The organism is Pseudonocardia sp. Ae505_Ps2, assembly GCF_001932425.1.
Classification (GTDB): Bacteria; Actinomycetota; Actinomycetes; order Mycobacteriales; family Pseudonocardiaceae; genus Pseudonocardia.
Genome location: NZ_MCIP01000001.1, coordinates 3,667,440 through 3,679,247 on the forward strand (window position 1 = coordinate 3,667,440; position 11,808 = coordinate 3,679,247).

Genomic DNA, 11,808 nt, shown 5'->3' on the forward strand with positions numbered 1-11,808 from the left:
GTGGACTTGCCCGACCCATTGGGCCCGACGAGAGCGAGGACGGCACCGTCGGGGACGGTCAGCGTCGCGTCGTGCACGACCCGGTCCCCGCCGTGGCCGACGCTGACGCCGTCGATCACGAGCCGGGCGCTCACACGCCCACCGCCCCCGTCGCGCTGCGGCGCAGCACCCAGAGGAAGAACGGCACGCCGATCGCGGCGGTGAGGATGCCGATCGGCAGCTCGGTCGGAGCGAGCACGAGCCTGGCGGCGGTGTCGGACCAGACCACGACGAGCGCGCCGAGCAGCACGCACACCGGCAGGGTGCGGCGGTGGTCGGCGCCGAACAGCAGCCGGGCCAGGTTCGGGACGACGAGACCGACGAACCCGATGCTGCCCGACACCGCCACCACCGCCCCGGTGAGCAGTCCGGTGAGGACGAACAGGGCCGCCCGCAGCCGGGTGGGGTCGGTGCCCAGCGCCGACGCCGTGTCGTCGCCGAGGACGAGCAGGTTGACCCGGTTCGCCTGCCACCACAGGGGCACCAGAAGCACGCCGACGATCGCGGCGGACAGTGCGAGCAGGTCCCAGCGGGCCCCGGCCAGGCTTCCGAGCATCCAGAACAGGACCTGCTGCTGGGCGTCGGTGTTGCGGGTGCGCAGCAGCAGGAAGGAGGTGATACCGCCCAGCAGCTGCCCGACCGCGACCCCGGCCAGCACCATCCGGGTCGCGTGCAGGCGCCCGCGGACCCGGGACAGGACGAAGACGCCCAGCCCCGTGAGCAGCGCACCGGTGAAGGCCGCGGCGGGCAGCGTGAACAGCCCGGCCGTCGCGGTGCCGATCGTGGTGATGACCAGGACCGCGCCGACCGAGGCCCCCGACGACAGCCCCAGGATATAGGGGTCGCCGATCGGGTTGCGGACCATGGCCTGCACCAGCAATCCGGCGACGGCGAGCCCGGCCCCCACGACGACACCGAGCAGCACACGTGGGGTGCGCAGCTCCCAGACGATGAAGTCCTCGGCCCGGTCGATCCCCGACACACCGCCGGTCAGGTGGGCGGTCACGGCGTCGAGCACCCGGCCGGGCGGGATCGACACCGGGCCGAGGCCGATCGCGACGACGACCGAGGCCAGCAGGGCGAGGAGCAGCCCGGCGAGCACGGCCGCCGGCGGCACCCGGCCGAGCAGGCCGCCGGCCGCAGGGACCGGCCGGTCCGGCGGCACCCGGCCCAGCAGGCCGCCGGTCCCCGCCGCCTCCTCATGCATGGTCATCCGGTGCCGTGGATGCCCTTCGCGATGGTGGCGACGGCGTGCCCGTTGAGCACGCTGGGGGACAGGGTGATCGACTGCGGGACGGTGACCAGCCGGTTCTCGCGCACTGCGGTCGTCGAGGCGAGGGCGGGGCTGGACCGGATGGCCGCGGTCAGCTCGGCGTCGCTCTGCGGGGAGAATCCGGTGATCACGACGATCGCCTGCGGGTCGAGGGCGGCGACCTGCTCGGCGGACAGGCTCGCGAAGTCGCTGTCCTGGTCGGCGGCGATGTTCTGTCCGCCGGCGAGGGTGATGATGCCGTTGGCGAGGCCGGAGCCGCCCTGGGTCATCAGCGGCTGGGCGGTCTGCGGGGCAGAGGACAGCGCCAGCACCCGGACCGGTGCGGTGCCGGGGGCGGGTGCCGCCGCGGCGACCTGGGCCCTGATCCGGTCGACCAGCTGCGTACCCCGTTCCTGCGCGCCGAAGACGGTCGCGACCTGCTGGATGAACGCGTAGGTCTCGTCGATGTCCTGCACCGGCGAGGGTGCGTCCTCGCAGGCCACCAGGCTGGCGGCGCCGGCCTGCCGCAGCCGCTCCACCGAGGGGGTGCCGTCGAAACCGCCGAAGCTGTAGCTGGAGATCCCGACGACGAGGTCGGGCTTCGCCGCGACGACCGACTCGGTGGTGCCCTGTCCGGGGTCCAGCACCGGGATCGAGTCGAGCTCGGTCCGCTCGGTGCCGGTGAAGGCCGCGAAGAAGTCCGGGGCGGCGGTACCGACGATCCGTTCACGTTGGCCGAGCTCGTTCAGGACTGCGGCGGCCCCGCCGTCCATCGTGACCACGCGCCGGGGCGGGGCCGCGAGCTGCGGTGTCGGGGGGCAGGCGGGTGCGGCCGGGTGTCCGGCACCGCCCGCCGACGATCCGCCCCCGTCCCCACCCTCGTGACCTGCGTGGCCGGCGGCCGGTGCGCCGCTGCCGCACCCGGCCAGCAGGAGGACCGTGGCGGCGAGGGCGGCCACTGCCGTCGTGATCGTCCGTCGGTGTCGTCGCACCCGCACACGTCCTTCATGCCGTACTCGTCCTGGACACCTCACCAGTCGGCGTCCGCGGTCGATCAGTTCCTCCGGTCGTCGTCATGACGTGTGACGTGGATCGCGCCGTTCGGCCGTATCGCCCGGGAACTCGACCACGTGTGGTGACGACTCGTCACTCGACGGTGTGGCGATCGGAGGTGGAGTGGTCGAGGACGGAACGGCGTCGGAGCCGGCCGGGCAGGTGCGTGACGACCGGGCCGCGGTCGCGGTGGCGGGCCTGCTGTCGTTCACGGCGATGTTCGACATGAACGTCGTCACCGTGGCCCTGCCGCGGATCGCGGAGGGATTCGGCGCCGATCCCCGGTCGGTCCAGTGGGTTGTGCTGGCGTATGCGATCCCGGCCGTGGCGCTGCTGCTGCCGGCGGGGCGGTGGCTGGACCGGGTCGCCGTGCGACCCGCCCTGCTCACCGCCGTCGGTGTCTTCGCCGCCGCGAACCTCACGGCCGTGGTCGCGCCGTCGCTGCCGGTGCTGGTCGGGCTGCGCGTTCTGCAGGGTGCCGGCGGCGCGGTGCTGATGGTGCTCATGCCGGTGCTCGCGGTGGCTGCGGTCGCCCCGCAGCGTCGGGGCCGGGCGATGGCGGTGCCCGCGACGGCCGGCCCGATCGGCGGGGTGCTGGGTCCCGCGGTGGGCGGGCCGATGATCGAGCTGGCCGGCTGGCGCGTCGCGTTCGTCCCGGTGGTCGCGTTGTCGCTGGTCGCGGTCGTGCTGGTCCGCCGGTCGCGGATCCCCGCCGGGGTGCTGGCCGGGCCGGACCGGGCGGGCCTGGTCGACGCCGCACTGCTCCTCGCCGGTCTCGGACTCGTGTGTGCCGTCGCCACCGGTGTTCTCGCCGGTCCGGCGGTGGTGGCCGCGGCGATCGTGGTCGCGGTCGCCGCGCTCGCCACCTCGGCGTCGCGCCCCGGCGCTCGCGCGGTCGCCGCGGCGCTTCGGCCGCGTGGCGTCGCGCCCGCCGCCGCCGTGGCCCTGCTCGCCGGGGCGTTCGCGGCCGCCTCGTACCTGGTCGCCGTCGGGTTGCAGGCCGGGGGCTCCGGTCCCGCCGCCGCCGGGCTGGCGCTGCTGGCGTTCCCGCTGGGGATGGTCGTGGCCGGGCCGCCCGCTGGCCGGCTCGCCGACCGCTTCTCCCCGCGCGCGGTCGCGGTCGCCGGCGTCGCCCTCGCCGCGGTCGGCTTCACGCTGCTCGCCGCGCTCCCCGACGGGGCGTCCTGGACCCCGGTCGACGTCGCCTGGCGGGTGGCGCTGGCCGGACTGGGCACCGGACTCTACGGCGGCCCCACCCAGGTGCTCGTCCTCGCCGGAGCCGCGCGGGACCGGATGGCGACCGCCGGAGCCGGCGTGCAGTGCGCCCGCGCCCTCGGTTTCGCGGTCGGCCCGGCCGCCGCCGCGCTCGCCTGGAACACCGACGGCACGGTGCTCGCCACCCGTCCCGCCCTCGTCGTCACGGCGCTCACGGCCGTCGTCGCCGCGTTGCTGCTGATCGGGCACCGCGATCGTCCCACCACCGAGGAGATCCCCTGATGTGTGGCATCGCCGGCCTGGCCGAGCCCGCTCCCGCCGCCGACCCGGCGGCGCTCCGCGCGGTCGCCGAGGCCATGGCCGCGACCCAGGTCCTGCGCGGGCCCGACGCCGGCGGGGTGTGGCACGAGGAACGCGCCGCGCTCGGGCACCGCCGCCTCGCGGTGATCGACCTCGACGGTGGCGTGCAGCCGATGCTCGCCGGCAGCGAGGGCACCCGCACCGTCCTGTCCTACTCCGGCGAGGTCTACAACCACCACGAGCTGCGCGCCGAGCTGCGCTCGCGCGGGCACCGGTTCGACACGCGCAGCGACACCGAGGTCGTGCTCGCCGGGTACCGGGAGTGGGGGCTCGCCGTGCTCGACCGGCTGGAGGGCATGTTCGCGTTCGCGGTGTGGGACCAGCCGACCGGCCGGCTCGTACTGGGCCGCGACCGGCTCGGCGTCAAACCGTTGTACTGGGCCCGCACCCCGACCGGTGGCGTCGCGTTCGGCTCCGAGCCCAAGGCCCTGTTCGCCCACCCCGGTATCGACCCGGTCGCCGACGTCGAGAGCCTGCGCGACGGCTACTCGCTGCTGTTCTCCACCTGGCCCGGCGTCTACGCCGGTGTCGCGGAGGTCGAGCCCGGCGGGTGGCTGCTGTTCGACGCCGACGGCGTGCGCACCGGCCGCTACTGGCAGCTGGAGCTGCGGGAGCACACCGACGGCCCCGAGGCGACCGCCGACCACGTCGCGGCGCTCGTCGAGCGGGCCGCCCGGTCCCGGCTGGAGGCCGACGTCGAGATCTGCAGCCTGCTCTCGGGCGGGCTCGACTCCTCGGTCGTGACCGCGTTCGCCGCGGCAGAACTCCGCGACCGTCACGGGCCCGACGCGGTGCTGCGCTCCTACGCCGTCGACTACACCGACCAGGCCCGCGAGTTCACCGGCGACGTCCTGCGCACCGGGCACGACACCCCCTACGCGGCCGAGGCCGGGGCGCACATCGGCACCGACCACTCGGTGACCGTCCTCGACCCGGCGGCGCTGCTCGACCTGGAGCACCGGCGCGCCGTCGTCGCGGCCCGGGACTCCCCGATCGGCGTCGGCGACATGGACACCTCGCTGTACCTGCTGTTCGGTCGGATCCGCGAGCACTCGACGGTCGCGCTGTCCGGGGAGGCCGCCGACGAGGTGTTCGGCGGCTACCCCTGGTTCCACGCCGAGCGTCCGCGGGCCGCGGCGACGTTCCCGTGGCTGCTGGTCACCGGCGACGACGCGGCGGTCCCGCTGCACCCCGACCTCGCGGCCGCCATGCGGCTCGGGGAGTTCCGCGCCGACACCTACGCCGACGCGCTCGCCGCCGTCCCGCACCACGACGACGAGTCACCCGAGCAGCACCGCTCGCGCGAGCTGCAGCACCTCTCGCTCACCCGCTGGGTGCGTCAGCTCCTGCACCGCAAGGACCGGCTGTCGATGGCGCACGGCCTGGAGGTCCGCGTGCCCTACTGCGACCACCGCCTCGTCGAGTACGCGTTCTCGGTCCCGTGGAGCGAGCAGACCCGCGACGGCCGGGAGAAGTCGCTGCTGCGCAGAGCGGGTGCGAAGCACCTGCCCGACTCGGTGCTGTGGCGGGCCAAGAACCACTATCCGGCCACCCACGACCCCGGCTACGCCACCGGGCTGCAGGAGCTGGCCCGCGACGCCCTGACCGTCGACGGCGTCACCGACGTCGTCGACCGCACCCGCATCGACCCGCTGCTCGACGCGCCCGCGGAGGGGCTCGACTGGGGCACCCGGCTGCGCCTGGAGCGGGTCGTCGACCTCGCCCTGTGGCTCGACGTCGCGCGGCCCGCGCTGCGGATCTGAGAGGACACCGATGATCTCCCACCACGAGACCGAGCCGGTCCCGCTCGTCGGCCCGGACTACAAGCGCGACCCCTACCCGCTCTACGGGGAGCTGCGCCGCCGTTGCCCGATCCACCGGGTGGCGTTCCCCAGCGGTGTGCACGCCTGGCTGGTCACGGGCTACGACGCCGCCCACGCCACCCTGAACGACCGGCGCCTGGGCAAGGACCACAGCCTGGGCAACGACCGCTGGCGGGCGCGGGCGTCGATCATGCCCGAACCGCAGCACTCCCAGCTGCAGGTCCACCTGCTGCACCAGGACCCGCCCACCCACACCGTCATGCGACGGCTGGTGACCGAGTCCTTCACCCCGCGGGCTGCCGAGGAGCTGCGCCCACGGCTGCAGGAGATCGCCGACCGGCTCCTGGACGACCTGACGGCCACCGACGGACCGGTGGACCTGGTCGCGGGGTTCGCCGCCCACTTCCCGTTCGCCGTGCTGGCCCTGGCGATCGGGCTGCCCGACGAGCTCGCGTCGGGGTTCCGGCGGGAGTGGGGCGGCGTCGTCGCCCCGGTCGGGCCCTCCGACCCGCGCCGCGCCCACTACGAGGGGCTGCTGCACGGGCTGCAGGACTACATCGCGCGGGTCGTCGACGGCGTGCGGGACCTGCCCGGCGGCGGGCTGCTCACCCGTCTGGTCGCGGCCCGCGACGCCGACGAGCTCACCGCGGAGCAGCTCGACTCCATGGTCTTCCAGCTGCTCGTGGCCGGGCAGGAGCCGGTGACGAACCAGATCACCACCGCGCTGGTCGCGCTGCTGCACCGCCCCGACGAGCTCGACCGCCTCGCCGCCGACCCGGAGCTGCTGCCGCGCGCGGTGGAGGAGCTGCTGCGCTACGACAGCGCGTTCGAGCTCACCACCTGGCGGTTCCTCGCCGAGACCGACGAGCTGCACGGCCGCGAGGTCCCCGCCGGGGACTCGGTGATCGTGTCGCTGTGCGCGGCCAACCGCGACCCGCGCCGCTTCGACCGAGCCGACGAGCTGGTGCTCGACCGCAGCCCGAACCCGCACCTCGCGTTCGGACACGGCATCCACTTCTGTCCTGGCGCCGCGCTGGCCCGCGTCGAGCTGCAGGTCGCGTTGGGCACCCTGCTCGCCCGGCTGCCCGGCATGCGGTTCGCCACCGATCCCGCCGCGCTCGACTGGACCCCGGCCGTGCTGGGCCGCGGTGTCCGCGCACTCCTCGTGACCCACGACGCGTCGTCGCACGCCCGCTGACCCGACCGACACCCACCACGCCGTCGTCACCCGTGGCGACCCGCCGATCGGAGCATCGTTGATCGCCTGTGCCCCGGACCCGGTCACCGACCGGACCCGCACCGACGCCGTCGTCGAGGACGTCCTCGACATCCTGCTGCGCCACCGGCGCGCCCCGCGCGACGAGCCGGCGCCCGAGCCCTCCGCCTTCGACCCGCAGCGCGCCCAGATCCGGGCCGCCGTCACCGCCGGTACACCACTGCGGCTGGTGCTACCGGCGTTCCCCTGCAAGTCCCCGAACCCGGCCAAGGTGCTCGGCCGGCTGCCCGACGCGGGGGAGCGGCTGTCGCTGCACCACCTGGACCGCGTCCGGGCCGAGATCGCCGCCGTGCACGAACCGGGTGCGCGGGTGCTCGTCTGCTCCGACGGGCACGTCTTCGCCGACCTCATCGGAGTGCCCGACGGGCACGTCGACGACTACGGCGCCGCACTCCGCGAGCTCGCCGCGGCGGAGCGGCTGCCGGGCTTCGAGTTCTTCGACCTGTCGGACGCCTACCCCGATCGCAGCCACTCCGAACGCCGTGCGCTGCTCGACCGGCTGTGGGCGCCGTCGGTCGAGCAGTTGCGGGAGCGCTGCCGCGCCGACCCCTCCGAACGCGCGCTCTACCTGGGGATCGTGCGGTTCCTCGTCGAGGACGCCGGCGACCACGAGGGCAGCCGCGCCGCCCTGCAGCGCCGCTCCCGGGAGCGCGGCTACCGGGTCGTGGCCCGCAGCAACGCCTGGAGCGCGCTGGTCGCCGATCGGTTCCCCGACGGCGTGCGGCTGTCCATCCACCCGCATCCGGCCGGCTCGTCGAAGCTGGGTGTGCGCCTAGTGCCGGCCGACGACGCATGGATGACCCCGTGGCACTCGTGCGCGGTGCGGGGGCGGGACGGGACCTGGTCGCTCCAGCGGGCCGACCGGGCCCGTCGTTCGGGCGGCCTGGTCAGGCGCGCGGGACGACCTGACCACGTCGCCGCTGGTCGGCCCGGTACAGGATGGTCGCCGTGATCACGCGGGCCGTCCTCCGGCGGGTGCCCGTCCCACCGCCGGACGCCGGTGGCGTGGCCCCGGCGGTTGCCGTACTGCTGGTCGCCACCGTCGATGACCCATGACGCCGTGCGGGGCCCGGCCTGATGGCCGGGCCCCGCAACTACAGAGACACTTCTACTGATCCAGATGTCCGGGGGCTTCTCTAATGATCATCCTCCCGCTCGTCTCGATCCTTCGCCGTCCCTCTGGCGTTCAGACCGTTCACGTTTTGCGCGTGCGAAGTTAACCATCGTCGGCGCTCCGGTCAAGCCCTTCTCGGTCGTCCCTCGCAGTGGCGTGGCGACTCGCGCCGTCGGGCAGCGCCTCGGTCCTCACGAGGTTCCGCAGTGAGGCAGCAGGCCCACGGTGAAGGCCTGCCGGTTGGCCCGGGTCCAACTCCACAAGTGAATCTGGATCACTTGCGCTGCCGAAGGTGACGGCCGCTTGTCGGTCTGCATGAGGCTGTGCCGCCTTCCGACGCTCGTTACGTGCCGACTACCGACAGCATGCGTGCTCCATCACTCGATCGGTCTGCATCTGGTGGGCAGCGTGCTCGTTGTTGAGAACAGCCATTCACTAAAGAGAGGCTCGATTATGAGGAGACACGTCCGCGTCGCCATAGCCGTCGCTGCGGCCGTAGCAGCGCTGGTCGGTGTGGTCGGTGTGGCCGGGGCGGCGCCGGACACGCCCGCCGCGCCCCGTGACTACGGAACCCCGACCTCCGCGGAGAACAAGACCTGCCCCTTCGCCGGGCAGATCCCGGTGTCGATCCCGGCGGTGGCCGCTCCGGCCGGGACGTCGTTGCCCGGAACGGCGGGGCTGAACCTGAAGGAGCCTTCGGTCCCGTCCTCCATCTACGGCGAACTGTGCATGAGCCGGGAAGCTCTGGCGGACGCGAAGGCCGGTCGTCCGCCCGCAGTGCTCGTGCTGATCCACGGCATCACCTACGGCACCCACTACTGGGACTTCCCCTACCAGCCGGAGAGGTACTCGGCGGTGAACGCCCTCATCCGCCACGGCTACGCGACCCTCAACATCGACCGGATCGGGCACGGTCGCTCCGACCACCCGCTCAGCGCGCTCACCACCACGGCCGCTCAGGCCGAGACCATCCACCAGCTGATCAGCAAGCTGAAGCAGGGTGCGATCGGTGATGTCGCCTTCGATCACGTCACCACGGTCGGGCACTCGTACGGATCGGTCATCGCCTGGTTCGAGTCGAGCCTCTACAACGACACCGACGCGGTCATCGCCACCGGCTACACCGACCGCGTCGGAGCGATCAACGCGGTGCCGCTGATCCTCACCGGCGGCCCGGCCGCGTTGGACCCGGTGACCGCGGACGAGCCGTGGGCGAAGGACCCGGGCTACCTCCAGGTCCGCCAGGGCAGCCGCAACATCCCGGCGCTCTACCACGAGCCGAACGCCGACCCGGCCGTGATCGAGAAGGACAACGAGCTGGCGAACACGGTGACGGTACCGGAGCTCGCGACGTTCCCGGCGCCGGAGTACACCGGGATGCACAAGAACATCACCATCCCGACCTTCACCATCAACGGTGAGTTCGACACCCTGGTGTGCGGCGCGAACCAGCAGGAGTGCGCCACGGATGCGGGGCACGACGCCTCGCCCCAGGAGCTGGAGGCCGCGTCGACCCGGCTGCGGGAGTGGGAGGCCCCGGCACACGACTCCGCAGCCTGTTTCCGCGCGGCCGCGGTCCCGGACGCCGGGCACGACATCAACCTGCACCTCAACGCACAGCAGGCCTTCGCCCAGATCGCCTACTTCGCGGACGAGGCGTCAGGGGTCCACGGCGAGAACGTCGACGGCTACCGCGCCGGGTGCCGGACGCAGGCGCCGCAGCTGAGCGACGTCCTGCCGGAGACGACCAGGCTGGTACCACCGGTGCCCGTCGACGGCGTCGGCACGCTCGGCGACCCGAAGGGGCTCCCGATCGGCTGACCGTCGGATGACACGTCGGCCACGCCCGAACCCGGGAGTGGCCGACGTGTGTCATGGTGATTCCGGCTGGTGGAGACGGAGGTGTGCCTGTGCCCGGGGAGCGTGGTCCGAGGCGGCGTGATCCTGCCCGTAAGACGCGGATCCTGACCGCGGCCGCCGATCTGATCTCCCGCAACGGCTACCACACCGTGGGGATGGCGGACATCGGCACGGCCGCCGGCATCGTCGGCTCCGGGATCTACCGGCACTTCCCCAGCAAGTCCGCCATCCTGGCCGTGCTGCTGGACAAGGTCATGGACAACCTCCGTACCGGAGCGTCGGAGGTGGTGGAGTCGGCCGTCGACGACCGGGCGGCGGTCACCGCGTTGGTACGGAACCACGTCGAGGTGGCGATCCGTGATCGGCGGATTCTCCAGGTGTACCACCGCGAGGCGCGCAACCTCCCGGAGGAGGACCTGCGCCGGCTCCGGCGCGCGCAGCGGCACTACATCGAGGAGTGGGTCGCGGTCGCTGCACCGCTGCGCCCGGGAATGCCCGACGCCGAGGTCCGGCTGCTCGTGCACGCCGCGATCGGCAGCATCCAGAGCATCCTGTTCCACAACTCGGGTCTACCGCCTGCTCGGCTCGCCGAACTCCTGAGCGGCGCTGCGCACTCGTGTCTGGGGATTGCGCCCGCGCAGGACGTGCCCGGGCGCCGACCGGCCGTCGACGGCGCCCTCGAGGAAGGTGCCTGATCCCAGCCACTCAGAGGACCGCGGTGGCCAGGGTGTCGAGGTCGGCAGGCAGGCCCTGCACGGCGAGGGAGCCGACCACCGTGCTCTCCCAGCGCCCGATCTCCTCCCGGATCTTGCCCGGCGGTCCGACGAGTGCGACCTCCTCGACCAGCGAGGTGGGGATCGCCGCCGCGGCGGCGGCCTTCTCGCCGCGCAGATAGAGGTCCTGGACCCTGGCCGCGAGCTCGGCGTGTCCCATGCGGGCGAACACGTCGTGGTGGAAGTTCGCGCCGCGGGCGCCCATGCCGCCCATGTACAGGGCGAGGTCGGGGCGGACCCGGTCGGCGGCGCGCTCGACGTCGGTGTCGACGACGACGGGCAGGGTGCAGACGACCTCGAACCGCTCCGGCCTGCCGCCGCGTCTCGCGAAGCCGGCGTCGAGGGCCTCGCGGTAGAAGCCGTCGAAGGCGGGGGAGAAGAACATCGCGTGCCAGCCGTCGGCGATCTCGGCGGCGAGCGCGACGTTGCGCGGCCCCTCGGCGCCGAGCTGGATCGGCAGGTCGGGACGCAGGATGTGCAGCGACGACTTCAGCGGCTTGCCGAGCCCGGTGCCGCCACGCAACGGGAGCTGGTGGAACTCGCCGTCGTGGTCGAGCGGTTCCGCGCGGGCAAGGACCCGGCGCACCACGTCGACGTACTCGCGGGTCCGGGCGAGCGGGCGGGGGTAGGCGACGCCGTGCCAGCCCTCGGAGACCTGTGGGCCGGACGCACCCAGCCCGAGGACGACCCGGCCGCCGGAGAGCTGGTCCAGCGTCGCCGCGGTGGTGGCGGTGGCGGTGGGGGTCCGCGCGGGGATCTGCGCGACGGCCGTCCCGAGCCGGATCCGGCTGGTCACGGCCGCGGCGTAGGCCAGCGGGGTGAAGACGTCCGAGCCGTAGGCCTCGGCGAACCACAGGCCGTCGAAGCCCAGGTCCTCGATCCGCCGGACGGTCTCGGCGAAGTCCGCGGGCACTCCCCGGAAGAAGTGCCCGACGTTGACGCCCACGGGCAGAGCCATCCGAACCTCTCTCACAGAAGGAGGCCCGCCCACCGCCAAGGGGGTGAGGCGGCGGACGGGCGGGTGGGTCACCCCGCCACCCCGG

Annotated in this window: 9 protein-coding genes; 6 read left to right on the plus strand and 3 right to left on the minus strand. The window is 73.6% G+C overall.

All coding sequences use genetic code 11. The annotated features are described in order from the left end of the window. Positions 1 to 130: 130 nt before the first annotated feature. Together Ae505Ps2_RS17615 and Ae505Ps2_RS17620 are read right to left on the minus strand one after the other, a co-directional pair. The gene (locus tag Ae505Ps2_RS17615; RefSeq protein ID WP_249265290.1) at positions 131 to 1,252 is read right to left on the minus strand and encodes an iron ABC transporter permease; all 1,122 of its coding nucleotides are present in this window, start codon (positions 1,250 to 1,252) and stop codon (positions 131 to 133) included. Next, on the minus strand, positions 1,249 to 2,283 hold the full coding sequence (locus tag Ae505Ps2_RS17620) for an ABC transporter substrate-binding protein (RefSeq protein WP_075554259.1): 1,035 nt from the start codon (positions 2,281 to 2,283) through the stop codon (positions 1,249 to 1,251). Before Ae505Ps2_RS17620 ends, Ae505Ps2_RS17615 begins: the two co-directional genes overlap by 4 nt. Positions 2,284 to 2,467: 184 nt before the next feature. Here Ae505Ps2_RS17620 and Ae505Ps2_RS17625 point away from each other — a divergent pair, with 184 nt between their 5' ends. From Ae505Ps2_RS17625 to Ae505Ps2_RS17650, 6 genes are all read left to right on the plus strand, one after another. Beyond that, a complete protein-coding gene (locus Ae505Ps2_RS17625) occupies positions 2,468 to 3,841 on the plus strand; it encodes an MFS transporter (RefSeq protein ID WP_083702293.1) in 1,374 nt (457 codons plus the stop codon). Next, positions 3,841 to 5,682, plus strand: a complete 1,842-nt coding sequence (asnB, locus tag Ae505Ps2_RS17630; RefSeq protein WP_075553784.1) for an asparagine synthase (glutamine-hydrolyzing) — start codon at positions 3,841 to 3,843, stop codon at positions 5,680 to 5,682. Before Ae505Ps2_RS17625 ends, asnB begins: the two co-directional genes overlap by 1 nt. A 10-nt stretch (positions 5,683 to 5,692) precedes the next feature. Next, complete coding sequence (locus Ae505Ps2_RS17635) at positions 5,693 to 6,940, plus strand: cytochrome P450 (RefSeq protein ID WP_075553785.1); 1,248 nt, start codon at positions 5,693 to 5,695, stop codon at positions 6,938 to 6,940. A gap of 58 nt (positions 6,941 to 6,998) precedes the next feature. Beyond that, entirely contained in the window at positions 6,999 to 7,970 is a 972-nt protein-coding gene (locus Ae505Ps2_RS17640) for an isocyanide synthase family protein (protein WP_233147483.1), read from the plus strand. A gap of 615 nt (positions 7,971 to 8,585) precedes the next feature. After that, positions 8,586 to 9,953 (plus strand): alpha/beta hydrolase, encoded by a 1,368-nt coding sequence (locus Ae505Ps2_RS17645; RefSeq protein WP_158071472.1) that lies wholly within the window; start codon positions 8,586 to 8,588, stop codon positions 9,951 to 9,953. An 89-nt stretch (positions 9,954 to 10,042) separates the two neighbouring features. Next, positions 10,043 to 10,687, plus strand: coding sequence for a TetR/AcrR family transcriptional regulator (locus tag Ae505Ps2_RS17650; protein WP_020624307.1), 645 nt, complete (start codon positions 10,043 to 10,045; stop codon positions 10,685 to 10,687). A gap of 10 nt (positions 10,688 to 10,697) precedes the next feature. On the opposite strand, the gene Ae505Ps2_RS17655 is transcribed toward Ae505Ps2_RS17650, so the two are convergent. Continuing rightward, entirely contained in the window at positions 10,698 to 11,717 is a 1,020-nt protein-coding gene (locus Ae505Ps2_RS17655) for an LLM class F420-dependent oxidoreductase (protein ID WP_043278742.1), read from the minus strand. Positions 11,718 to 11,808: the final 91 nt, after the last annotated feature.